General features: G+C 48.1%; 22 protein-coding genes and 1 riboswitch. Of the genes, 7 read left to right on the forward strand and 15 right to left on the reverse strand.

Going from position 1 to position 23,643, the window contains the following annotated elements; genetic code table 11:
- The first annotated feature begins 188 nt into the window (after positions 1–188).
- Positions 189–2,903: an aconitate hydratase AcnA gene (gene acnA / locus ACDJ59_RS22575; RefSeq protein WP_413405948.1), complete on the forward strand. Its 2,715-nt coding sequence runs from the start codon at positions 189–191 to the stop codon at positions 2,901–2,903.
- A 140-nt stretch (positions 2,904–3,043) separates the two neighbouring features.
- On the opposite strand, the gene ACDJ59_RS22580 is transcribed toward acnA, so the two are convergent.
- From ACDJ59_RS22580 to ACDJ59_RS22600, 5 genes are all read right to left on the reverse strand, one after another.
- Positions 3,044–3,253: a hypothetical protein gene (locus ACDJ59_RS22580; RefSeq protein WP_074093413.1), complete on the reverse strand. Its 210-nt coding sequence runs from the start codon at positions 3,251–3,253 to the stop codon at positions 3,044–3,046.
- A gap of 13 nt (positions 3,254–3,266) precedes the next feature.
- Positions 3,267–3,827 carry a VanZ family protein gene (locus tag ACDJ59_RS22585; protein ID WP_413405950.1) on the reverse strand — a complete coding sequence of 187 codons (561 nt, stop codon included), beginning with the start codon at positions 3,825–3,827 and terminating at the stop codon, positions 3,267–3,269.
- Between the two features lie 28 nt (positions 3,828–3,855).
- Positions 3,856–4,719, reverse strand: coding sequence for a D-alanyl-D-alanine carboxypeptidase family protein (locus ACDJ59_RS22590; RefSeq protein ID WP_413405952.1), 864 nt, complete (start codon positions 4,717–4,719; stop codon positions 3,856–3,858).
- Between the two features lie 99 nt (positions 4,720–4,818).
- On the reverse strand, positions 4,819–5,907 hold the full coding sequence (locus tag ACDJ59_RS22595; protein ID WP_413405954.1) for an ATP-binding protein: 1,089 nt from the start codon (positions 5,905–5,907) through the stop codon (positions 4,819–4,821).
- The gene (locus ACDJ59_RS22600) at positions 5,900–6,595 is read right to left on the reverse strand and encodes a response regulator transcription factor (RefSeq protein WP_036668222.1); all 696 of its coding nucleotides are present in this window, start codon (positions 6,593–6,595) and stop codon (positions 5,900–5,902) included. Before ACDJ59_RS22600 ends, ACDJ59_RS22595 begins: the two co-directional genes overlap by 8 nt.
- A gap of 84 nt (positions 6,596–6,679) precedes the next feature.
- Here ACDJ59_RS22600 and ACDJ59_RS22605 point away from each other — a divergent pair, with 84 nt between their 5' ends.
- The 4 genes from ACDJ59_RS22605 to ACDJ59_RS22620 all read left to right on the forward strand — a co-directional run bounded on the left by ACDJ59_RS22605 (position 6,680) and on the right by ACDJ59_RS22620 (position 10,021).
- The gene (locus tag ACDJ59_RS22605; protein WP_036614123.1) at positions 6,680–7,630 is read left to right on the forward strand and encodes a helix-turn-helix transcriptional regulator; all 951 of its coding nucleotides are present in this window, start codon (positions 6,680–6,682) and stop codon (positions 7,628–7,630) included.
- Between the two features lie 73 nt (positions 7,631–7,703).
- Complete coding sequence (locus tag ACDJ59_RS22610; RefSeq protein ID WP_413405957.1) at positions 7,704–8,522, forward strand: zinc ribbon domain-containing protein; 819 nt, start codon at positions 7,704–7,706, stop codon at positions 8,520–8,522.
- A 466-nt stretch (positions 8,523–8,988) separates the two neighbouring features.
- Positions 8,989–9,156 (forward strand): hypothetical protein, encoded by a 168-nt coding sequence (locus tag ACDJ59_RS22615; protein WP_165980452.1) that lies wholly within the window; start codon positions 8,989–8,991, stop codon positions 9,154–9,156.
- A 178-nt stretch (positions 9,157–9,334) separates the two neighbouring features.
- The gene (locus tag ACDJ59_RS22620; protein ID WP_413405959.1) at positions 9,335–10,021 is read left to right on the forward strand and encodes an aspartate/glutamate racemase family protein; all 687 of its coding nucleotides are present in this window, start codon (positions 9,335–9,337) and stop codon (positions 10,019–10,021) included.
- A 383-nt stretch (positions 10,022–10,404) separates the two neighbouring features.
- Here ACDJ59_RS22620 and thiC read toward each other — a convergent pair whose 3' ends face one another.
- Together thiC and ACDJ59_RS22630 are read right to left on the reverse strand one after the other, a co-directional pair.
- Positions 10,405–12,189, reverse strand: a complete 1,785-nt coding sequence (gene thiC, locus ACDJ59_RS22625; protein ID WP_413409889.1) for a phosphomethylpyrimidine synthase ThiC — start codon at positions 12,187–12,189, stop codon at positions 10,405–10,407.
- A 421-nt stretch (positions 12,190–12,610) separates the two neighbouring features.
- Positions 12,611–12,724, reverse strand: a riboswitch (TPP riboswitch).
- A 148-nt stretch (positions 12,725–12,872) separates the two neighbouring features.
- Positions 12,873–13,616 (reverse strand): IclR family transcriptional regulator, encoded by a 744-nt coding sequence (locus ACDJ59_RS22630; protein WP_413405962.1) that lies wholly within the window; start codon positions 13,614–13,616, stop codon positions 12,873–12,875.
- Positions 13,617–13,975: 359 nt separating this feature from the next.
- Between ACDJ59_RS22630 and ACDJ59_RS22635 the strand changes: the two genes are divergently transcribed.
- Entirely contained in the window at positions 13,976–15,001 is a 1,026-nt protein-coding gene (locus ACDJ59_RS22635; RefSeq protein WP_413405964.1) for an alpha/beta hydrolase, read from the forward strand.
- Between the two features lie 150 nt (positions 15,002–15,151).
- Entirely contained in the window at positions 15,152–16,432 is a 1,281-nt protein-coding gene (locus ACDJ59_RS22640; RefSeq protein ID WP_413405966.1) for a Fe-Mn family superoxide dismutase, read from the forward strand.
- 149 nt (positions 16,433–16,581) lie between these two features.
- Here the strand turns inward: ACDJ59_RS22640 and ACDJ59_RS22645 are convergent, their stop codons facing one another.
- The 8 genes from ACDJ59_RS22645 to ACDJ59_RS22680 all read right to left on the reverse strand — a co-directional run bounded on the left by ACDJ59_RS22645 (position 16,582) and on the right by ACDJ59_RS22680 (position 23,453).
- Positions 16,582–16,806 carry a hypothetical protein gene (locus tag ACDJ59_RS22645; RefSeq protein WP_339168413.1) on the reverse strand — a complete coding sequence of 75 codons (225 nt, stop codon included), beginning with the start codon at positions 16,804–16,806 and terminating at the stop codon, positions 16,582–16,584.
- 70 nt (positions 16,807–16,876) lie between these two features.
- A complete protein-coding gene (locus ACDJ59_RS22650; protein ID WP_413405968.1) occupies positions 16,877–17,731 on the reverse strand; it encodes a biotin/lipoate A/B protein ligase family protein in 855 nt (284 codons plus the stop codon).
- Positions 17,732–17,918: 187 nt separating this feature from the next.
- The gene (gene folE / locus ACDJ59_RS22655) at positions 17,919–18,512 is read right to left on the reverse strand and encodes a GTP cyclohydrolase I FolE (protein WP_036668229.1); all 594 of its coding nucleotides are present in this window, start codon (positions 18,510–18,512) and stop codon (positions 17,919–17,921) included.
- A gap of 57 nt (positions 18,513–18,569) precedes the next feature.
- Entirely contained in the window at positions 18,570–18,833 is a 264-nt protein-coding gene (locus ACDJ59_RS22660; RefSeq protein WP_017690778.1) for a YneF family protein, read from the reverse strand.
- A gap of 165 nt (positions 18,834–18,998) precedes the next feature.
- Complete coding sequence (locus tag ACDJ59_RS22665) at positions 18,999–20,030, reverse strand: HD-GYP domain-containing protein (protein ID WP_017690779.1); 1,032 nt, start codon at positions 20,028–20,030, stop codon at positions 18,999–19,001.
- 15 nt (positions 20,031–20,045) lie between these two features.
- The gene (gene queG, locus ACDJ59_RS22670; protein WP_413405971.1) at positions 20,046–21,926 is read right to left on the reverse strand and encodes a tRNA epoxyqueuosine(34) reductase QueG; all 1,881 of its coding nucleotides are present in this window, start codon (positions 21,924–21,926) and stop codon (positions 20,046–20,048) included.
- A 171-nt stretch (positions 21,927–22,097) separates the two neighbouring features.
- Positions 22,098–22,682: a signal peptidase I gene (lepB, locus tag ACDJ59_RS22675; RefSeq protein ID WP_413409890.1), complete on the reverse strand. Its 585-nt coding sequence runs from the start codon at positions 22,680–22,682 to the stop codon at positions 22,098–22,100.
- Between the two features lie 345 nt (positions 22,683–23,027).
- On the reverse strand, positions 23,028–23,453 hold the full coding sequence (locus ACDJ59_RS22680) for a GNAT family N-acetyltransferase (RefSeq protein ID WP_017690782.1): 426 nt from the start codon (positions 23,451–23,453) through the stop codon (positions 23,028–23,030).
- Positions 23,454–23,643 lie beyond the last annotated feature (190 nt).

Genomic DNA, 23,643 nt, shown 5'->3' on the forward strand with positions numbered 1-23,643 from the left:
TGCTTGATCAGGCAAAAAGACCTTTACGTACGGAGGTGAAAACGGTATACTTAAAACTAAAGTTATGATTATGAAATTACGTTTCATCTGATGAAACTAACGAAAAGAACACGGAACGATGAAGGCCTGTTCTTCACCTAAATGAACGTTTTCTTCATCTCACCGACACATCCCAAGGAGGTACATGTATGTCAGCAAAGAATCATTTCTCCGCCGCTCGCAGTCTTGAGGTTGGAGGCAAGTCTTACCGCTACTACAGTCTCGATGCTCTTCAGGAAAACGGCCACGGCGATCTTTCCAGGCTTCCTTTCTCCATTAAAGTGTTGCTTGAAGCAGCAATTCGTCAATTCGACGGACGTGCTATCACCGAAGAACACGTAAAACAACTGACCGGCTGGGCAGATGGCCGTGACAATAACAAGGAAATTCCATTCATCCCTGCACGTATCGTTCTGCAGGATTTCACCGGTGTACCGGTTGTCGTTGACCTCGCTGCAATGCGTGATACTGTGAAAAAAGCAGGCGGCGATCCAAAACAGATCAACCCGCTCGTACCGGTCGATCTCGTTATCGACCACTCCGTTATGGTTGATGCTTTTGGTACCAACGATGCACTTGATTACAATATCAAAGTCGAGTTTGAGCGTAATGAAGAGCGTTACCGCTTCTTGCGTTGGGCGCAAACGGCATTCAACAACTTCCGTGCAGTTCCACCATCCACAGGGATCGTTCACCAGGTTAACCTGGAGTATCTGGCTTCCGTGGCAGCAACCAAAACCGTGGACGGCGAAACCGTTGTATTCCCGGATTCCCTCGTAGGTACAGACTCCCACACCACCATGATCAACGGACTTGGCGTTGTTGGTTGGGGTGTTGGTGGAATCGAGGCCGAAGCAGGTATGCTGGGCCAACCGCTTTATTTTGTAACACCGGACGTTATCGGTTTCAAACTGACAGGCAGCCTGAGCGAAGGTGCAACAGCAACGGATCTGGCACTCACCGTTACCCAATTGCTTCGTAAAAAAGGCGTTGTTGGTAAATTCGTTGAGTTCTACGGACCAGGTCTTGCCAACATGGGTCTGGCTGACCGTGCAACAGTAGCCAACATGGCACCAGAGTATGGCGCAACGATCGGTTTCTTCCCTGTTGATAGTGAAACATTGAACTATCTGCGCAGCACTGGCCGTCCTGACGAGCAAGTAGAGTTGGTTGAAGCTTATTACAAAGCTCAAGGCATGTTCCGTACTTCCAGCACCGTTGATCCTGAATTCACAGATGTGATTGAACTGGATCTCGGCTCTGTTGTACCAAGTCTTGCCGGACCAAAACGTCCACAGGATCGCATCGAGCTGACACAAATGAAAGAAAGCTTCAACAGTATCATTCGCACACCTGTAGATAAAGGCGGCTACGGTCTGAGCGACGAGAAAATTGAACAATCCGTACCCGTGAAGCACCCGAACGGTTCCACCAGTGAACTGAAAGCAGGCGCTGTTGTGATCGCGGCGATCACAAGTTGTACGAACACTTCGAATCCAAGTGTTATGGTTGGAGCGGGACTGCTGGCGAAAAAAGCAGTTGAACGTGGCCTGACCAAACCAGGATATGTGAAAAGCAGTCTGACACCAGGTTCCCTTGTTGTTACCGAGTACCTGGAAAAAGCGGGTCTGATCACGTATCTCGACAAACTCGGATTCAACGTTGCCGGCTACGGTTGTGCAACATGTATCGGTAACTCCGGCCCATTGCCGGACGAAGTGAGCGAAGCTATTGCTGAGAACGATATGACCGTAGCGGCTGTATTGTCCGGTAACCGTAACTTCGAAGGCCGTGTGCACGCACAGGTTAAAGCCAACTACCTGGCATCACCACCACTCGTTGTGGCATATGCACTTGCGGGTACAGTGAATATTGACTTTGAAACCGATCCAATCGGTTATGATACGAACAATGAGCCTGTGTTCCTGAAAGACCTCTGGCCTACCTCCGAGGAAATCAAGGATACTATCGCTAGTTCCCTGAACGCTCAGATGTTCCGCAACAAGTACGAGAACGTATTTACAGCCAACGAGCGTTGGAATGCGATTTCTGTACCGGAAGGTGAACTGTACGAGTGGGACCCGAACTCCACGTACATTCAGAATCCTCCGTTCTTCCAGGAGCTTGGCGACAAGTTGAACGATATCGCAGATATCCGTTCTGCACGTGTTATGGCATTGCTTGCGGATTCCGTAACAACGGATCACATCTCGCCAGCAGGTAATATTGCACCATCCAGCCCGGCTGGACTGTACCTGAAAGAACATGGCGTAGAGCGCAAAGACTTCAACTCCTACGGTTCACGCCGTGGTAACCATGAAGTCATGATGCGTGGTACATTCGCCAACATTCGTATTCGTAACCAGGTGGCTCCGGGCACCGAGGGCGGCATTACGAAGTACCTGCCAACGGACGAAGAAATGTCCATCTACGATGCTTCCATGAAGTATCAGGATGAAGGACAGAACCTGATCGTTATCGCTGGTAAAGAGTATGGTACAGGAAGCTCCCGTGACTGGGCCGCAAAAGGAACATTCCTGCTCGGCGTCAAAGCCGTTATCGCAGAAAGTTTCGAGCGTATTCACCGTAGTAACCTGGTCGGCATGGGTGTAATGCCATTGCAATTCCAGGAAGGTCACGGCTGGTCCAGCCTTGGTCTGAACGGACGTGAAACGTATGACATTACTGGCCTCAGCAATGACGTGAAGCCAGGACAAGAGTTGAAAGTTACCGTAACTCGTGAAGACGGTACACAGTTCGAATTCCCTGTCATCGCTCGTCTGGACAGCATGGTTGACGTGGATTACTACCATAACGGCGGTATCCTGCAAACTGTATTGCGTCAAATGATGAAAAAAGCTTAATTACATGAATCATTAATGTGATGAAGATATACAAAGAAGCTCCCCATTACGTGCAATCAGCACGTGGCGGGGAGCTTCTTTGGCTTTGCTTTTTATAATCGGGATATGTTTAAAAATCAATCTTCAAAGCCAACTACCTTCTAATGCCCAATGTGATGTGAGGCTTGATCTAACAGTTGAATCGTACCCATGATCAGAAACAAACACGACAGAGCAATTAACGAGCCACCCACCCATCTAGACATGATCACTCGCTCCGTAATCTGTTTTTCCGAAGCATCCGTTACCTTGTGTGGATACACGAGAAACATTAGCCCTGCGCTAATGAACAGTACAGCCATTATAATCAAGTTGTTCCCCTCCTTACACGTGACTTTCCTTAGAATTTAACTTTTTCGTCGTCACGCGGGATTCTCCTCCCACCAACACCTTTTTCAGACCCATAGCCATAGTGAAAACAATGTATCCAATCAAGCCGCCGAGCGTATTAAGCATCAGATCATCCACATCGAATATCCCCATGCCAGTCACTACCTGTGTCACTTCATAGCCCAGACTGAGCAGCAGAGACAGCAAGAGTACCTTTACTCCAGAGAATAACTTGTTGCCCGTAAGCACAGGAATGAAGATGCCTAGCGGGATAAAAGCCAATATATTGCCTACCAGATGGATTGCGGTACCCGGACGATGTAACGACAGACTGTTCCAGTCTCGTGAGATTTCCTGAAATGGTGTCAGGTTGACGGTTCGCGTATGGATCAGATCCGGTTGTTGCAAGAACGCCATCAGTCGATCCTTCACGATGCCAAAATCGACCGGGCTTCCTTTGAACAGGATCAGCTTCGTCAGCAGATATAAATAGATAATGAACACGGCAGTCCAAAGGATGTAATGTTTGCTTTTCTTCTGGTTGTTGTGCTTCATGTTGTTTCGCCTCCCTTGTGTTGCCCTGTTATTTCTTTACGGTGACGATGACACCATCCATGTTATCACCCGATATTTCAGTTTGGCCCTGCTCAGGTATGTAAACGGTCGTATCTCGGGTGGCCCGATAATAGCGGATATGATACTGCTCACCCTCTACTTCCACAGTAATGTTCTCTTTCTCTTTAAGCATATCGAGATACTCTTCAAGCACCAGATTATTCTTATACATGACAGCACTGTGCGGTAGCCCTACATATCGAAAGTGCCATGGTTCATACTGAATACCCGTGATGCGCACTTTATCCTTTGGGTAACGTAAAATAAATCCGTATTTCCATGCATTCTTCTCCAGCCAAGCACCCTCTGGTGCTTCATTCATGGCAGCCAAGCTCGAGCCGATATCCAGGGATAACCCAAGATTGTGCTCACTGTGTCCCGCAGGAAGCGCATAATCTGAACCCTTTTCCCGATATAACTCGTCCTGCTTCGTAAAATCCCTGTACCCGCTGCTGACGAGAAAATATCTGACTCCCTCTTCGCCTGCTGCTTCAACCATCCTCTGAAACTCCTGCGCCACCTGCCGTGATAACATGATTTTCTGATCCAGTATTCCATATCCACGAAGCAGATCATCCTCATGCGCCACATATACAATATCGGATTTAACCCCTTCCGGGTGAACGGGGTATTGCTTATCCACCAGTAACAAGTTGCCCTTATGTACCTGATCCTGAATGTTTCCGGTGACGGATACGGTGTAACCTGCGGGATTCTCACGCGTATTCTGAATCTCGATGGGTAACTCATCCTTCTGCTGAATCCATCCCGGTGATTGCGTAACGATATATCCGATCAAAACGATACATATCAAAAAGCCCCACTTTTTCATGCTTGTTCCTCCTTTTACCTCATACATCAAGGATAGACAACACAAGTTAAAGAAAAAGCAGGGCAATTTTAAAGTTTTTCTTAAATTTGACGTTAGACCTCATTGAAATACGGGCAAACTAACTTCGAATTGCGTCCGTACCACATCACTCTGGGCCGAAATCGTCCCGTCATGCTGTTCCACTATATTGCGAGCGATAAATAGGCCAAGGCCTGTCCCACCCTCCTGGGGGGTCCGAGCGCGATCTCCGGTGTAATACATATCGAAGATATGCGGCAATTCCTCCGGACGAATATGTCCACCATAGTTAATTACCTGAATGATGACCTGTTCTGCATCCCGATATCCATTAATATCTACGTACATACCATCCTTGCCATGCCGTGCAGCGTTAATCAACAGGTTCTCGAACACACGAGCCAGCAGCTCGCCATCACCGGAGACCGTAAGGTCAGTGTCTATTTTTAGTCGGGCGACTAGTTGGTTCTTTTCAAATACAGGATAGAGTTCTTCGTTCATCTGCTTCAGCAGTTCGCTAAGATCCAGCTGTGTCTTGTTTATAGGCAACATACCATAGTTCATACGGGTAATTTCGAACAAATCATCAATCAGCTTCTCCAGACGCTGTGATTTGGTAAATGCAATCGATGTAAAGTGCCGCACCTGCTCCTCCGTTAGCTGATCATCCTTCATGAGCAGATCCAAATATCCAAGCACAGACGTCAGCGGGGTTCGCAGGTCATGGGCCAGATTGACGACAAGCTGGTCCTTACTATTTTCAGCAAAATCCCCTCGTTCTACCGCTTCCCTTAACTTCTCACTTGCCAGGTTCACATCCTCCGCAATCGTACCTAACTCGTCCTTCGAGGAGATCTGCACACGATGCTGAAAGTCTCCATTGGCCAAATGCCTGATCCCTGAGGAAATGTCCTTGAAATACGTCGCGTAGGGCTTGGTAAACCAGAAGAAAAATAGAATGGCCAGTGGAATAAATAAAATCAGGAAGAAATAGATATCCCCGATACTTTTCATAAAATGACGATATTCAGCGAGCTGATCTTCTGCACGGACACCCGAATAATAAGCTTGTAAAAGCTTGTAAATCCCATAGGTAATTGCGCCAGAAGCAAGCATGCTCAACCCTAACAACATAATCATGGTTGTACGAAAACTTCTTCGTTTAGTCATTAAACGTGTACCCCACACCCCAGATCGTTTTGATAAACTTATTCTTGTTCACATCTTCTCCCAGCTTTTTACGCAGGGTCCGAATATGGACCATCACGGTATTCCCACTCTCGTAATAGGCTTCTCCCCATACCTGTTCAAAAATGCTTTCTGCACTGAACACCTGCTTGGGGTGGCTCGCGAGCAGATACAGAATGTCGAATTCCTTCGGTGTTAGTTCCACTGGTTTGCCGTAGAGTGTAACGCGATGTTGATCTGGCGTTATGATGAGCCCACCCTTCTCCAGAATGGACCTCTGAACAGGCGCAGACTGGCTGAATTGCAGAGAACGACGCAACTGAGAGTTGACCCGGGCAACAAGCTCCATCGGATTAAACGGTTTGGTCATATAATCGTCCGCACCCATCACAAGTCCCGTAATTTTGTCCATATCTGACGTTTTGGCACTTAGGAAAATGATCGGTAAATGATGCTGCTCCCGAATTTTACGGGTCACCTCATACCCGTCCATGCCAGGCATCATAATGTCCAGAATCGCCAAATCTATCGCTTGAGTCTGAACAGCTTGAACCGCCGCCTTCCCATCAAAGGCCTTAATGGTGTGATATCCTTCTTTTTGTAAATGTAAAGCAACCAGATCAGCGATCTCAACTTCATCGTCTGCGATCAGAATCGTAATTCGCTTCATTGCTTATTCCACTCCTATGTGTGATGCTCAACAATATAACATATTTGAATCCAACAGATAAACCAATGAAAGGAATCCATACATATGAAACTGGAGCGTTTATTAGCCATCGTAGTGCTGCTAATCAATCGTGGACGGGTACAAGCCAAAGACTTGGCAGATATGTTCGAAGTATCGATCCGAACCATCTATCGGGACATCGATACATTGGGTCAAGCAGGCATCCCCGTGGTGACGTATCAGGGGGCAAGCGGCGGGATTGGTCTGGCAGAGGGTTACCGTCTGGATCGAAACGTATTAACAGACAAGGACCTCGCTTCCATCGTCACTGCACTTCGCAGTGTATCCACCTCCCATGCTAATGCGGCGCGTGAGCTTCTGGTCGAAAAACTCAGCAGTATTGTACCTGAATCCAAAAATGACGATTTTCAGGCCAATACCAATCGTTTCATCGTTGATTATTCAACCTGGACACATCCCGAAGCGCTGAAAATCAAGCTTGAACTTATCGAACAGGGTATGGATCAATTACGCCCCGTAACCTTCACCTACTGCAGTGCGGAAGGTATCCATACTCACCGAACTGCCGACCCTCATACCATCGTACTCAAGAAACATTCTTGGTATCTGTATGCTTTTTGTCACGAGCGGAATCAATTTCGCATGTTCAAGCTTGTGCGTATGCAAGATGTCACACTTGCTAATGAGCACTTCGAGCGTAAAGTCATCAACCCACAGGACAGACCCTGGCAACAGGAATGGAGCCGTCCGGACAATCAAGCTAGGTTAACCTTGAAATTCCATGCTCGCGTCCGTCATATTGCGGAAGAATGGTTTGGGATCGAGAATGTCATGCCTGATGGGACTGGGTATTACATCAGCCAGGTTGCTTTTCCCGAGGATGGCTGGTTATATGGGTTCATTCTGGGCTTCGGCGCGGACGTTGAAGTATTGGAACCTCAGCATATTCGGGATGAAATCTGCCGTATCGCGGAGCAAATTGTACAAAATTATATACCTCCGACTCAAACCTGACAGACAGCTGTCCAGTTCCTACCCGTATACTTCAGATATATTCAATCTGTACATATATGAGGAGGAACTAATCATGAACGTAACTGTATGTCAAAGCTGCGGAATGCCGCTCACAACCCCTGCCCAATTCGGAACGGAAGCAGATGGAAGCACAACCCGTGAGTACTGTATTTATTGTTACAAAGAGGGCAAGTTTGAGCAGCCCGGTATGTCACTAGAAGGCATGACGGAGATGTGCACTGCCATTCTGAAGGACGAAGGCATGGATGAGGAATCCGCTCGTTCGATGCTGCGCAACCAGCTTCCTTTTTTGAAGCGTTGGCGCACAAATACAACGGATCAACATACAGAATCTCTCGCTGAAAACTCTACTGCTTCCGCTAATCCTGGTCAGGTAACAACAGAGCATTCGTTCTCTGCCCAGCCCGTTCGTTATGTCACGCTCCCTGGCAAACGTCTTGCCGGCGTATCCGCCCACACAACCAATGCCATCGAGGTCAGTGGCAAAGGCTGTATTCAGGGACTCTGGAACAATTATTTTGCTTCAGAGCACCTCCCTGCAACCGAAGTTGCTCGCTATGGTTGTTACACGGATTACACCGATGGCATAACCGGAGAATACACCATACTGGTAGGGCATGAGGTCAGCTACGATGAAACATTACCTGAAGGATTGGACGACATTCTGCTCCCTCCTGCGACTTATGCCGTATTCACTTCCAGAAAAGGACCGATGGCAGAAGTTGTCGGCGAAGCATGGGGAGCCGTGTGGGCATGGGATAAACAAAGCGATCGTACGTTCACCGGGGATTTTGAATTGTATGATGAACGCAGCCTGAATCCCGAAAGTGTACAAGTAGATATATACATCGCTGTTCGTCAAAATAGATAAAACCAACACGATACCACCTCAGACAGAATCCAAGTTTCATCGCATCCATCTTCATATCATGCAAGCTGCCGAGTACACTCGGCAGTTTTTTTGTTATATCCGGAACTACATTACCACCTAAACAACCCGACCATGGTACCAAGTTAGTTAGCATGCTTTGCATCATTTAACCAGACGATATGCCTCACAAGCGGGTACCATTGACTTTCTTAAAATTGGGACTATTCACATAACAACCGATTCGATCCTCCCATATCAAACCTCTCATATCAGGTCCTTTGTTCCTGAATTTCACTAAAAACGTTTACATCTCCTTAAAACCGGGTAAAATCACTACAATCCAATTGGAATTACGCTTTAAACTCTTCTATTTCGTCTAACAAGTCACATGTACCTATATGCGCACCTGGCATGGTAACCAGTCGAAATACATAATCCAAAAAAACGCATCAAAGGAGGAACCAAGATGATCCGCATGCCTATTCAGCAAATGATCCCGTACCATCACCAATATCCGCGCAACACGGCGACCACTGCTCCTAAAAAGGAGAATGAGAACACTCAAGGTCTATCCTTTCATGAAATTTTACAGCAAAAAATGGCGAAGAAAACTGCTTCTCCTTCCCTTAGATAAAAATGGACACCGGACCCTATTCGAATCCGGTTATCGACCGTCTTTCCGCAGCTTGGCGGAAGGGCGGTTATTGGCGTTGAGCCATAAACGACTGTACAGTTCTCAGGCATGTTTCCTATAATGGTTTAAATATCTACGAAATCCATGACATATACGAACTGTAAAGGGGACTTAGCACATGATCACCATTGGTTGTTTTCACGCTCATTATTCCAACATCGCCTTAATTGAAGAGACGCTTGCTCCTTATGAAGTTGAATTGGTCCATTACGTCGATCCAGGTCTGGACCGTCTTAAACATGACGCTGACTTTTCCGAGGTTGTCATTCACGAGAAGGTAGCCCAGACGCTCCAATGGATCGCTGAGTGTCATGCCGATGCCATTCTGGTCACCTGCACCCTGTTTGCGACAGTATTGGAGCAGGAAGCCTTACAGGTCCCTGTGCCTGTGATCGGCATAGATGATCCGTTATTGCAGGAGATGCGGCGAGTAGCAGGAGATTACATAATCGCATTCACCAACCCGGCAACTATTGAAGGAACGATGGCACGAATGAATCAGGTATTACAGCAAGAGGTTGAGAATGGGCAACTACACGTTGCCAAGACATCCCAGACGGATGCGGTGTGCATCCCTGGGACATTTGAGTTGATTATGCGTGGAGATCAGCAAGGGTATCTCGAAGCGGTAAGTGAAGGCTTACAGCAGATTGCTGAGCAGTATCCGGGTAAAACGGTAGTGGCAGCCCAACTGTCTATGGCTCCCGCAGCTGCACAGGTTGCAATAGATCGCGGTATTCCAATCCATAGTCCGCTGGCATTGCTTGCGATGTATTTGGAGAAGAATTTGGGCCTGGCTCGATAGTAGTGGCTGATTTGGAGTGAAGTAACAGGTTCTATCTGAACTATGCAACTATGAACTCACTTACTTAGTAACACCACAAATTAACGAGGTGAACTAATATGCGTTTCCTCTATATTGTTATACTGTTTATAGTAGGTTTTTCCTGTTCCGCATTTCTATATGGAGGAGCACCAAAACTCAGTGACGCTCTTTTATTTGTTATCGCAGGAATTCTGTATAAGATCTGGACCACGAACAGTCACAAAGCTAATTCTGATAAAGGCTGAGTATGGTTAAGAATACATACATGACATAACACTAAAAAAAGCCGTTCTTCTCTGTAATGACAGAGAGAAACGGCTTTATCTCTATTTCAGACTGCCCAGCTTGCGCTGTACCGGCGCCTAGGACCGTGTCCGATATTCCTCGGCCTTTTCCTGCATCCCCGCAGCTACAGCCTCATTCTCGGACATTCCTTTGTCTGCGGCAAAGGCACGAATGTCCTGCGTGATGCGCATGCTACAGAACTTTGGTCCGCACATGGAGCAGAAATGAGCTTCTTTGGCCCCTTCTGCCGGCAGCGTCTCATCATGGTAGGACAGCGCACGTTCAGGGTCCAGTGACAGGTTGAACTGGTCACGCCAACGGAACTCGAACCGTGCTTTGGACAATGCGTCATCCCGGCGCTGAGCACGCGGATGTCCCTTCGCCAGATCGGCGGCGTGAGCTGCGATCTTGTAGGCGATGACCCCTTCCCGCACATCATCCTTGTTGGGCAGGCCCAGATGTTCTTTTGGTGTAACATAACAGAGCATGGACGTGCCGAACCAGCCAATCATGGCTGCCCCAATGGCGGACGTGATGTGATCGTATCCTGGCGCAATGTCGGTCGTTAGTGGCCCCAGCGTATAGAACGGTGCCTCTTTACATATCTCCATCTGCAAGTCCACATTCTCCTTGATCTTATGCATCGGTACATGCCCCGGTCCTTCGATCATCACCTGCACATCATGCTTCCATGCGATCTGCGTCAGTTCCCCAAGTGTAGCCAGTTCCGCCATCTGAGCTTCGTCATTGGCATCGTAGATACTGCCTGGACGAAGTCCATCTCCCAGCGAAAACGCCACATCATACCTTTTCATAATCTCGCAGATTTCTTCAAAATGGGTGTACAAAAAATTCTCCTGATGATGCGCCAGACACCATGCTGCCATAATGGAACCACCCCTAGACACAATACCTGTCATTCGCTTGGCGGTCATCGGGATATAACGCAGCAGTACACCTGCATGAATCGTAAAGTAGTCCACGCCCTGCTCTGCCTGCTCAATGAGTGTGTCACGGTACAACTCCCAGGTCAGCGCTTCCGCTTCGCCATTCACCTTCTCCAGCGCCTGATACAGCGGCACCGTACCAATCGGCACAGGAGAATTACGGATGATCCACTCCCGGGTGGTATGAATGTTTTTGCCTGTGGACAGATCCATAACGGTATCCGATCCCCATCGTACCGCCCAAGTCATCTTCTCCACCTCTTCCTCGATGGAGGAAGATACGGCAGAGTTACCTATGTTGGCATTGATCTTCACGTGAAAATGACGACCGATCAACATCGGCTCACTCTCCGGGTGATTGATGTTGGATGGCAGAATGGCCCGTCCACTCGCCAGTTCTTGCCGCACAAATTCTGGTTCCACGCCTTCACGAATGGCGGCGAATTCCATCTCTGCCGTAATGACTCCCTGTCTCGCGTAGTGCATCTGGGTCACACAATGTCCTGGCTGTGCCCGCAAGGGTTTGCCACGTAATCCGGGGTACTCTTCAGCGCCGGGTCTCTTCCCTCCGGGCTTCAGTCCGTTATCCTCCGGTTTAACTGTACGGCCTTGGTAAGCTTCGACATCACCACGCTCTGTGATCCAACGGGTGCGCAGAGCTGGTAGACCTGCACGGATATCCGCATGAAATTCGGGATCGGTCATGGGGCCGCTCGTATCGTAGACACGCAGCGGTTCGTTATGCTCCACCCCTTGGGGAGTGTTCGTGTCATGAAGGGCTATCTCACGCTCCGGTACAGCAATGTCCGGCCGTGAGCCCTGAATGTAGACTTTGCGGCTACCGGGAAAGGGCTGAACCCGTCCGGCCGCTCCTGTTTCCTTTTCCACCTGCTGATCGTTATGTTGCTGTTCCATCGGTTGTTGTCCCGTTTGATTTTCTGTACTCATGTTCGCTTGTCTCCTCCTCAGTGTTCGTCACTTGTTTGGTTGGTATCGTCATTAGCTCGCTTACGTACCTGTCCCAAATCATGCGCAATGCAGAGAAGAAAGAGCGATCCTACACCAGACCTGGGGAGACACTTTTCATGTACAGTTAGCAACAGACGGAGGCTGCAACAGATCATCGATCTATGGTGACTTCTCTCTCATCATCCAAGCCCACTTTCGCAGGTTAGTGAAAAAGAAGCCCCTAGAATCCGCGCTATATCGCCCGTTCCCTGTATATAAAAAAGCCGGTCCCCGAAGGAACCGACTTTTAATGTCCATCACCAATAATGCACCTTTATGCAGCTCCTTAACGGAGCCCTACAAGGGTCACATCATGTGGTGGTTGTGGTCATATCGCCGATTACTTCCCTACGCTGGTATGATCCAGATCAGGTGCAAAGGGTCCGGAATCTCATGCGATTCCGTCTCAGTCCGGACAATTCGGACTCCCCCAGTAACGTTAACAAGTTGCGGCATACACATGCCGCAGTTCATATTCAATGAAGCTGGCCCCGATGGGCCGTCCATAACAGATTAGCGCAACCGGAACATAAAAACAACCTTTATATTCCAGAACACAAACTCAATTGGAGAAAAACCTCACCACAACATCAGGATAACATGAGCCCCATTTGCGTAGCAGCATCCTTCAACACAGGTGCGTATTCATGCAATGTCTCCTGCGAGAGTCGGCTGACAGGTCCTGAGACCGAGAGCGCAGCTGCAATATTGCCTCTGCGATCCATAATCGGTACAGATACTGCGGCAGCTCCCGGCTCACGTTCCTCATAACTCGTCGCATATCCGTTATCCCGGATATCTCCCATTTGCGCCAAATACACCGCTGGATCGATAAATACCGGCCATTCAGGCCCGCTCATCAGTTCTTCACGGTCATCGTCCGTCGCAAACGCCATCAAGACTTTGCTGGAAGCCCCGACAGACAGCGGGAGTCTAACGCCAACAGGAGCGACACGGCGGATCGCCTGATCACTTTGCACAGCTTGAATCCGTATCCTTTCACTCCCATCACGCAGGTACAGACTCACGGTCTCCCCCAATCGATCTCTCAGTCGCTCCATCGCAGGCAGCAGCAGAATAGCGGGATCATCACTGCGGGACATGTGAGCTGACAGCTCCCAGATTCGGATGCCAAGTCGGTACTTCTCTGTTGCTGCATCGCGGATCACGAACCCTCGATCCTCCAGCGTAGCCATCAAACGGTGCACTGTACTTTTGTGCAGGCCAATCTGGCTGGCAATTTCGGTGAGTCCCAGATCACTGCGTGTGGTAAAACATAATAATATATCCAGCGCCCGTTCCACAGCCCGGACGGTTAACTTACGATCTTCCATGGCATAATGCCCTCCTCATGTTTCATCACATGAAACTTGGTTACATAAATTATATGAGAAACGGTCTCATCTGTAAACCAAAAAGAGCCAAAATCAAAATAGGCCAACGTGTAAATTTTTCCTTTTTATAAGACTTAATCCCCTGTAATTTACACACTAAGGTAATGTTACCCATATATCTTAAGAACTATATAACAATTGCGTAACAAATGCCCTCAATCAATTGACTTTGACTATATTGGAACATACGATAAAGATATATTACATTAAGATATCGCTCTGAAGCAGGCTCTGAAATCGACGTAATTCTCTTTTCATGTCGTTGTTATCTTCAACTGAACTTCAAAGGAGGGGCATTCATGTATCAATCATCCCAGAGCGAAGCCCCGCTGCAAACAAAAGTGTCCGATCTGCCCTCTTCCCTATCACCGAGGCTGATTCGGTTCAAACATATTATCGTAGCGTTGCTGCTCTCCGTTGTATTTTTTCTACTGTTTTGTTTTATTGCACTGCATGGTTATATCGCATGGGTATTATCCAATCCAACGGTAGCGCCTGTCTTCTCCAATCCGATGCAAGCCAAGAACATGAAGTATGAAGACATCACGTTCCCGGCAGCAGATGGCAGCCGGACGATGCAGGGATGGTATATACCTGCTGACAATGCTGCAAGCAAAACGATTATTTTCAGTCACGGCTATGGTGCCAATCGTGAAGAAACATGGGTACCCATGTATGACCTGGCACACTATGCCCATCAACTTGGGTTCAACGTGGTCATGTTCGATTATGGCTTCGCCTCCCAGGTGAACAAAGCTGTAGCCACAGGTGGTAAAGCTGAGTCACAGCAATTGCTGGGTGCCATCCAGTTCGCCAAGCAGCGCGGTGCGCAGGAACTGGTTGTCTGGGGTTTCTCCATGGGTGCCGGTACGGCGCTTCAAACCGGACTGATTACACAGGAAGTAGATGCAATGATTCTGGACAGTGCGTTCCTGCTGGAGCCAGATACGCTGTACCACAACATTCATAACCAGATCGATCTCCCGCGTCAGCCTACACTCGAGATCATGAATCTGTTGTTCCCTGTTCTGAATGGTACCGGATTACAACAGATTCCATACCAGGAAGTGAAAAAGGAAGATTATCCGTTCCCGATTTTCTTCATCCATGGTACAGAGGACGAGAAGGCGCCTTATCCAATTGCGGAGCAACTCGCCGCCAACCAGACCAATCCGTACTCGGATGTATGGATTGTCCAGGATGCGCATCATGAGTTGATCTTCCGGGAGCATCCAAAGGAATATCTGCGCCGTGTCTCAACTTTCCTGAGTCATGTAACGAAAACAAGCAGTGACGATGTGCAAAACACGAATAATGGAGAATAACCAAATTTCAATCATTGAATTTTTTCCAGAGCCCTCAGGGGCTCTTTTTTTTGCACTCATAGGACAACAGGCTATCGGAATATACTCTTGGGACGCATGAACAGACAGTCTGCATGAAAATTAATTTCATCTGAAGGAGGTTCAACATAGATGAACTGGTATGGATATGGTCACCTGCTGCCTCTGCGAACATTGGAGGAAATCCGATTCTGGAAAGAGCAGGAAAAAGAACATACACTCGTCATTCGTGCCCTGGTTCCTGATCTGGAGCCCCCATACGTCAAGCTACTGGAGGAATGGGAGGTTACCTTTGCAAACAGCGAGCGAGTAGCCAATCAGCTTTTAAAACAGCTATTGCCCGCAACCCATCCACCTGCTCCCTACATGGTTCGTTGTATCGATCAACTTGTGTTGGCAGCTCGTCAGCAATCGAGAGAGTTCATCAAACAGCTGTATGTTCTTCTGGAGCAAAGTGCTGCGGTGCAAGCTGTTCCGCTTGCCAAAGTGCTTATTCTGCATTTCATCCGCGAATCGGAGTACTTTCTGGGTGTATTGGATACGCTCGGCCAACCTGGCATCTTGCGCGAAACGGATTCGGAACCGTCACTTTTTCTGGGAGATGCGTTGCATAGGTCAGTGTCAGGAAGCATCCATCGCCAAGCTTCAGAAGCTCCAACTTCTCTAGAGGGGAATGTAAATGCACCTGCCGCTTCAGCTCAGATCCAATCCGCAACCGTTCAACCGCCTTCTATCGGAACAACACAAGCCACACCCAGCTCTACAGCACCTCCTGTAAAAGAAAAGCCGGTTCCCATTGGAGGACACACACTGCCTCCCCTTCCCTATGCGTACAATGCGCTGGAGCCACATATTGATGAGCTGACGATGCGTATCCATCATGACAAACACCATCAATCTTATGTGGACGGACTAAATGTAGCAGAGAAGAAGCTGGCGGAATCGCGAAAAAAGAATAACTTTGAACTCATCAAACATTGGGAACGTGAACTCGCCTTCAACGGGGCAGGCCACTACCTGCATACGATCTTCTGGACGATTATGAACCCTGCTGGCGGCGGCAAACCTTCCGGTATGCTGGCAGAGCAGATCAAGCGAGATTTCGGAAGTTATGAAGCGTTTAAGAATCAATTCACAGAAGCCGCGAACAAAGTGGAAGGCAGTGGCTGGGCGATGCTTGTCTGGAGCCCGAGAGCACACCGTTTGGAGATTTTGCAGGCGGAGAAACACCAGAACCTGTCCCAGTCCGATATCGTACCGCTCCTGCCACTGGATGTGTGGGAACATGCCTACTATCTGAAACATCAGAATGAACGCAAAAAGTATATCGAGGATTGGTGGAATGTTGTCTACTGGCCCGCTGTTGCCGAGCGTTACGAAACGGCACGCAAGTTGTTGTGGCCGCCTTATTAAGCTTGAGCTTAGATGGATTAGATAGAAAAAAGAGATATCTCCAGCCGATTGACTGAACGATATCTCTTTTGGTGTATACAAAAAAGCAAGCCTCTTGTAAAAAGAGACTTGCTTGTATTTTGAGAGACTTCCTATTTCTAAATGTTCACTTAAGAAGCACAGCCCTCGCACGCCACATAGTTGTCGCCAACCTGTTTGCTAATGGAGATCAGATCGCCCAGCTTGATATCAGACTCATCTGTAAACTCCAGATCGGCTATACGTGCAACGATCAGTGTAGCAGCCTCTTCCTTGCTTGTTGCCATCTGGCTGAACTCGGATTTTTCGCCTGTTGATACAACCTCATATAAATACGTATATCTCAATGTGTCCATCCTAACACTCTCCTTCCGAAATCACATCATATCATCTCTATTAACCAATTCCAAGCCCTAGTAAAAAGTGTTAATCGTAGCGTAGCTTCATCTGCTCAGCTGTCAGGCGTACTTCTTCAGAGCCAACGCTAAGCACCCTGCTGGTCTCCGCCTGCGGATAGCGATTGCGCAGTGTTCGAACCAAAGCCGCAGTATATGCGGCAGCTGAAGGTACACCTGCCAATTCTTTCAGACTTGCCATCGTGCCAGGCTGAACATCAGGATATCCTTCACTCGCCCCGCCTGCTGCATGCTGATAGAATTGTCGCACGTCCGCTGCCAGTTGATCTCCCTGACCTTCCACGATGATAAAAGCAGTAATAATATACGCCTTTGCCTGCCTGCGCTGGGCAATACCACAGAATTTCAATCCACCTACACTGACATCATAATCTCCCGGGCAAAAAGCACCCTGAACCTCACCAGTTTGCGCCTGATTCGACCACGGCGTTAGCGACTCGGCAATAATCGAAGCCATCTCCCGGAAATCATCATGAATATTGATGGCATGTCCGGGATTAGGCAGAATCAGTGACACGTTAACTACCCCTGGGTTCAAGGGTACTGCCGCTCCACCGGAAGGCCGAACACAGACCGCTGTCCCTTGGCTTCTTATCCGTTCCATCGCTTCTACAGCCTGTGGCAACCTGCGGTCACGCAGACCCGCTACAAAGGCATCTGGGTGTCTCCATATATGTGCAACAGGTAGATGTCCTGCCCCAACCCGCCTGCACATAACTTCTTCCCACGCAAAAGCTTCGAGTACACTACTACCTTGTCGCATGAGTGGTGTCTCCCAGATTTGCAGACGCAATGTAGCCTGTTGATCTGCCTGTAGTCTCTTTTCCGGCTGAACCGGTTGATCTGAATGGGAAGGTACACTCATTGTTCCATTACCTCCGGCTTAACGAATTCATATGTATCCAATATATAGGAATGACAACGCATATATAAATAAGCCGGTTCCCAGGGAACACGGCTTATATATCACATCCTATGGCTTAGAAACTGCTGCTTCCAAAACCAAAGGAACTTACACATCCGGCTTGTCCAACGAGTGGACATACCTGATCTTAATCTTTCACCAAAGACAAGAACTCCGCACGTTGTGCCGGATTCTCACGGAAAGAACCACGTACAGCAGACGTCACCGTCTTGCTTCCCGGTTTCTTCACACCGCGGGAACACATGCACAAGTGCTCGCCTTCCACAACGACCATAACTCCATGAGGCTCAACGGCCTCAGTCAGAATGTCAGCGATCTGTGAAGTAATACGTTCCTGAACTTGCAGGCGACGTGTTACTGCTTCGACCAGACGAGCCATTTTGCTCAGACCAACGATCTTGCCGCTTGGTACATACCCAATGTGCACCTTGCCGAAGAACGGCGCCATGTGGTGCTCACACTGACTGTAGTAGACAATATCCTTGACGATAACCAGTTCTTCATGATTCTCGTCAAACGTGACACCGAGCACATCGCGCGGGTCTACTTCATATCCGCCAAAAATTTCTTCATACATTCGGGTCACACGTGCAGGCGTTTCAAGCAGCCCTTCACGTGTACTATCTTCTCCGATCAATTTCAGGATCTGCTCTACATGATACTCGATCTTCTCCCGATTGTCGGATACTTTTGAATTCAAATAATCTTTAACGCCAGCCACTGCCAAACGCCTCCTTTCGAACCACAATAAGGTAAGCAGTTATTCACTTCACTGCTATTATTTTCGGCGGCCCGAACTTTTACGCGCAGGATGCTGTTGCGGCTGAGGCATTTTCGCTCCTGGCTGCTGATTCTTCATCATCTGCTGGGCACGCTGCATTTGCTTGCCATTCAGGTTGTAGCCCATTTGCTTCGCCATTTTCTGAAGCATGTCCGGATTGCTTTGCATTTTCTCAAGTTGTTTACGCAAGTAGAACACCCCGATGAAAAATCCCCCGACCAGACCAACAATCAATGTAATAATCGGTATAACAATATCCATCTCTTAGACACCTCTGTATGCATTCTAAAAAGCCTGATAATCCGTGTCACTTCATGATGTTCAACACATATGTTGCAAACCTGACACAGAGCGGATTTCCTGAAAGTATCATAGCATTTCCGCACGCCTTGAGCAAACGGATTTTCCAGTTGAACCGCACACAAGCTACGTCATGACAGCTTCAATGAAAACGGTTGTATGCTGAGCTAGATCGATTTCAACCACATCCAGAGAATAACGCGTACTTCCGCGCGCCACCCTAATTACAGGTCTGCCGGGCAATCCCCGATGTTGACGCACAATGACTCCAGTCTCTTTGGTGGACAGTCGTACCGCTGTACCATTGGGATACACGGATACACTCTTGTTGAACTCAATCAGAATGTCCCGATCCAGCTTTGTACCAGACAACGCCATCATCTCTTCACAGGCCTCATGTGGCATCAAACTGTCCTTGGATAAACCATTAATGAGATTATCATAGATATTAGCCACACTAACGATTCTCGCAAACAGATGAATGTCACTCCCCTTGATCCCTCTTGGCATGCCTGTCCCATCTACATGCTCATGATGTTGCAGGGCTGTATGGGCGACCAACAGACTGAACTCCCGTTTGTTCTTAATCACTTCGAATCCACGCCATGTATGATGCAGCGAAGAATTTGCAGCAGAGCCACTGCCAGGAGGTTCCCCCACTTTGCCAATATCATGCAATAATGCCCCCACAGCAAGGTCCTTCAGTTGATTATAATTGAGTCCCATATTCAGTCCGATGACCGAAGACAACAAACATACATTCATCGCATGAACATACTGTGCATTGTCTTTGGTACGAATATCGGTGAGCTGCACAAGCATTTCACGCCCGTTCAGTACATCATTGAGCAACTTCTCTATACTGAGGGCAACCTTTCTCGGACTCCAGTCTTTCCCGGATCGAATGGATTCGAGTGTGACACTCATTTCGTTAATTATTGCCCGTTTCGTGGTTTCATCCAGAATGTCTTCTGCATCCACATCTTTATACGCTTCATCCTGGATGTATAACATGGTCACGCCAATACGCTTCAGCGTATTGACCATGTATACGGTGAGCTGGACTCCGGCAGACAGCAATACCGTGCCGTTACTGGAATATACCGTCTTGCCCAGAAGCTCCCCCGCTTCCACGCTCTCCACGTTTACATACTTCATGAACGTCCCCCGCTCTTACGATAGCTGCTCCAATGCGAGCAATTGCTCCTTGGTTTGCAGACCGCCTACATAACCCACCAGGGTACCGTCTTTACCACTGATACGGTGACAGGGAATAATAATCGGAATCGGATTCTTGCTAATGGCGTCCAGAACTGCACGAACAGCCTTGGGTCTGCCGATGATTTCCGCAACCTGTTGGTGTGATGAGGCCTCTCCATAAGATATATCGGACAGAACTTGCCATACTTGTAGCTGGAATGGTGTTCCAAGCCGATCAAGCTGCAAGTCGAACGTTTTTCTCTCCCCTGCAAAATACTCCTTTAACTGCTTTGCAGCTTCGCTGAGCTTCTCTTCATTCTTCTCATATCGATACTCGCCAATCCAGATGCGGGCCCATTGTTGCAGATGAGCTTCGCGTACGTGAAAGGCGCCAAAATCAATATGACACAGCCCTTCATCCGTCGCGCATAACGTAAGAGTACCAATCGGTGTCAGTACCTCATCGTAGTATACGGGCTTGCCATGAAGACCCGTAACGGCTGAAGGCTTCCACGCTGCGGCTTCCGGTTTGGCAGGCTGTGCAGACTGCTCACTATCCGGTTCAATCCCAGCTTCCATTTTCAAATCCTGTTGTAACGCACGTAAGGAATTGTTCTCGTTGTTCTGTTCCTCTGGCTGCTTCTCACTCACTTGCCCAGCCTGTGGCTGTTTGGGTAAGGTCTCGGACGAACTCAGTCGCTCCTTGGCCTTCTGCAGCATGCTTAGTACGTTCCCATCTTGTTCGTTAGCGGCAGCTTCCCCAATTGCTCTCATGGCGTCTTCTCCTCCAATTCTGCTTAACGCCCAGGCTGCGGTTCCCCGCAACTCGGGGCGCGGATCACGTTTTAATACTTCTGTAAGTTTGGGTACAGCACTTTTGTCTTTGAAATTGCCCAGGGCAATAACGGCGTTGCGTTGAATCGGCTTCTTGCCCCGCCAAGCGGCGGAACTCTGACCGAAACGTTCCTTGAATTCCCGGTTACCGATGTCCAGCAGCGGCAGTAGGAGTGGCTTCACAATCTCCGGATCGGGGTGAAACTCGGGATGGTGATCCCAGTTCTTGCCCCGGTTCTTCGGACAGACAATCTGACACGTGTCACAACCGTACAGACGGTTGCCTATTTTCAGCATAAATTCTTCATCCACGAACCCTTTTGTCTGGGTTACAAAAGAAATACAGCGCTGTGCATTCAACTGCCCCGGCCCCACTAATGCTCCTGTAGGACAGGCATCGATACATTTTGTACATTCACCGCAGTCTTCGGTCACAGGTGTGTCTGGTTGAAAAGGAATATTCGTTACCAGTTCTCCGAGAAAAATCCATGAACCAAATTTGGGTGATATAATGGCACAGTTTTTGGCGCTAAAACCAATCCCCGCACGCTGGGACACCGCACGATCCACCAATGCTCCGGTGTCTACCATGCTTTCGATCATAGCCTCAGGTACACGTTCACGTATAAAATTTACCAGTTTGTCCATCGCTGCACGCAGGACCTGATGATAATCCTGACCCCAAGCCGAACGGGCAAAAATGCCTCGATACGCGCCAGGCTCCGATTTCGGCGGATTCACCATTTTGGATGGGTATGCCACGGCAATCGCAATAAGTGAAGCGGGCTCGCCATCTTTTAAGGCGGGGTGCACCCTTTTTTCAATATCCGGCTCTTCAAAACCTGAAGCATACCCCTTATCCCGCGACTGCTCCAGCAGCGACTTCAGGGAAACAAAGGGATCAGCAGAAGCAAATCCGATATCATCAATGCCCAGTCCGGGGCCAGCTGCCTTGATCTCCTGCTTTAACTTTTCCCATACGGAGGCATCCTGTGCTGCCCCGGTCTGTACGCTCGTCATTTCTCTTCCCTCTCTTCTTCCGACACTTATTCCGTAAATAGTGAACGCCCGCCTCACGGTAAGAGGACAGGCGTTAATTTCTATATATGCCTTGCATACTTGAATTCAAACGGAACGAGTCTATATGGTTTAACGCAAAATGCAGTCTGAAGTTGTTGTCCTGTCAGCATTTTACAATTTCTTCAATTCAGAAAACGGCCAGAAAATAAATTCAGCCTTGCCTACAATCTGGTCGGATGTAATACTGCCAAACACTCGGCTATCCTTGCTTTTGCCTTCATGACGATTATCCCCCATCACAAAGAAATGATCCGGCGCAAGTGTGATTGGGCCAAAATCAGGGTCCTGCACCTCAATATCGGTGTACGTTTCCGCTTGTTGCTCGCCGTTCACATATAGATGGTGATCCCTAACTTCAATTGTATCTCCCGGAAGTCCAACGATCCGTTTCACCAGAAAATCCTTCTTCTCTACACCTTCACTTGGATCACGAAGTACGATCACATCTGATCGGGAAGGAGTACCCAGATGGTATACGATTTTGTTGACGAAAAGGCGATCTCGCTCAACCAGTGTCGGCTGCATGGACTGTCCCTTGACCATTGACAGATTAAACACAAACAGGTTCAGCAGCATCATGATTACAAAAGCAACAACAATCGTTTTGACCCAGTCCCACAGCTCGACAACCCATGATTTCCCCAGTTGTTCAGGCTTTGACGGTTCATTACGTTGCTCGGAAGTCACATGTTCCATTGAATGATTATTAGAACTCAAAGGGACACCTCATTTATTAAATAGTTGAATTGAACTTGTAACATGGTAACCATACTCCCTTTCAGTCTACTCCATTTGGGAGAGTGAAACAATTGGTTATGAGCACCAATACCTTCGTTATCGTGAATACAGCCGGGATAATCGCGTTAATTTAAATAGAATTCGGAGACTCCGAAGTATGTTAGAAAATGAGGAAACCAGAGGAATATAACGTGAAGAACACTCATATAAATAGAAAGGCACATCCCTCACGTTCTTACACGTTAAAGAGATATGCCTAATATGAAATGAAAATCTTTTTTTATTTCTTTTTAAACATGCAAACTAAGCTTTGGACAAAATACTAAGAGTCTGGAAAGCGCTCATAATCTGATTGGCACCGTAACCCATTGCTTCATATAGAGGCATGGCTACTTTGTTGTGCTCATCACCCGCCACCCATACTTGGCTGACTTTACGCTGCTGGAACCGCTGTTCCATAGCCTCGACAAGTGTTTTGCCGACTCCACGGCGACGATAGTCTGGATGTACCGCAATACGGTAGATACAACCCTGGTTGTGATCAATCGTACCGATCAAAGCGCCGACGAGGTCTCCCTCTTCTTCCGCAACCATGATCAGGTCAGAATCCCATGACAATTGACGGGCAAACGGGCCCATCGTGTTCTCATAACACTCTTCCGATAGTGCAACCTGGAGAAGCTCCGTCATCTGGCTTGCATCACTCAACTGAAAGGAACGAACGTGCATGTCTTAAATCTCCCTTTTCGTTAGCTTAGATGAGGTTTTTTACAAAAAGGGAATCCCTTTTTACCAAAAACCCAATGTTCATATAATGACAAAAAACGAGAAAATACCGCTTCTTCGTCAATTAAACCATACTTTTCTCCATAAAACACGCATTTTCTTTTGAAAGCGCTTAATTGTAACCGTTTACATA

The sequence above is a fragment of the Paenibacillus amylolyticus genome (assembly GCF_047302515.1).
Lineage (GTDB): Bacteria > Bacillota > Bacilli > Paenibacillales > Paenibacillaceae > Paenibacillus > Paenibacillus amylolyticus_G.

Bases quoted from the DNA above. Each gene is read 5' to 3' on its own strand.
- ACDJ59_RS22615 (WP_165980452.1), top strand. From the start codon at position 8,989: ATGATCCGCATGCCTATTCAGCAAATGATCCCGTACCATCACCAATAT.
- ACDJ59_RS22635 (WP_413405964.1), top strand. From the start codon at position 13,976: ATGTATCAATCATCCCAGAGCGAAGCCCCGCTGCAAACAAAAGTGTCC.
- ACDJ59_RS22640 (WP_413405966.1), top strand. From the start codon at position 15,152: ATGAACTGGTATGGATATGGTCACCTGCTGCCTCTGCGAACATTGGAG.
- ACDJ59_RS22610 (WP_413405957.1), top strand. From the start codon at position 7,704: ATGAACGTAACTGTATGTCAAAGCTGCGGAATGCCGCTCACAACCCCT.
- ACDJ59_RS22645 (WP_339168413.1), bottom strand. From the start codon at position 16,806: ATGGACACATTGAGATATACGTATTTATATGAGGTTGTATCAACAGGC.
- queG (WP_413405971.1), bottom strand. From the start codon at position 21,926: ATGACGAGCGTACAGACCGGGGCAGCACAGGATGCCTCCGTATGGGAA.
- lepB (WP_413409890.1), bottom strand. From the start codon at position 22,682: ATGGAACATGTGACTTCCGAGCAACGTAATGAACCGTCAAAGCCTGAA.
- ACDJ59_RS22620 (WP_413405959.1), top strand. From the start codon at position 9,335: ATGATCACCATTGGTTGTTTTCACGCTCATTATTCCAACATCGCCTTA.
- ACDJ59_RS22590 (WP_413405952.1), bottom strand. From the start codon at position 4,719: ATGAAAAAGTGGGGCTTTTTGATATGTATCGTTTTGATCGGATATATC.
- ACDJ59_RS22680 (WP_017690782.1), bottom strand. From the start codon at position 23,453: ATGCACGTTCGTTCCTTTCAGTTGAGTGATGCAAGCCAGATGACGGAG.
- ACDJ59_RS22605 (WP_036614123.1), top strand. From the start codon at position 6,680: ATGAAACTGGAGCGTTTATTAGCCATCGTAGTGCTGCTAATCAATCGT.
- thiC (WP_413409889.1), bottom strand. From the start codon at position 12,189: ATGGAACAGCAACATAACGATCAGCAGGTGGAAAAGGAAACAGGAGCG.
- ACDJ59_RS22650 (WP_413405968.1), bottom strand. From the start codon at position 17,731: ATGAGTGTACCTTCCCATTCAGATCAACCGGTTCAGCCGGAAAAGAGA.
- acnA (WP_413405948.1), top strand. From the start codon at position 189: ATGTCAGCAAAGAATCATTTCTCCGCCGCTCGCAGTCTTGAGGTTGGA.
- ACDJ59_RS22600 (WP_036668222.1), bottom strand. From the start codon at position 6,595: ATGAAGCGAATTACGATTCTGATCGCAGACGATGAAGTTGAGATCGCT.
- ACDJ59_RS22630 (WP_413405962.1), bottom strand. From the start codon at position 13,616: ATGGAAGATCGTAAGTTAACCGTCCGGGCTGTGGAACGGGCGCTGGAT.
- ACDJ59_RS22595 (WP_413405954.1), bottom strand. From the start codon at position 5,907: ATGACTAAACGAAGAAGTTTTCGTACAACCATGATTATGTTGTTAGGG.
- ACDJ59_RS22585 (WP_413405950.1), bottom strand. From the start codon at position 3,827: ATGAAGCACAACAACCAGAAGAAAAGCAAACATTACATCCTTTGGACT.
- ACDJ59_RS22665 (WP_017690779.1), bottom strand. From the start codon at position 20,030: ATGAAGTATGTAAACGTGGAGAGCGTGGAAGCGGGGGAGCTTCTGGGC.
- ACDJ59_RS22660 (WP_017690778.1), bottom strand. From the start codon at position 18,833: ATGGATATTGTTATACCGATTATTACATTGATTGTTGGTCTGGTCGGG.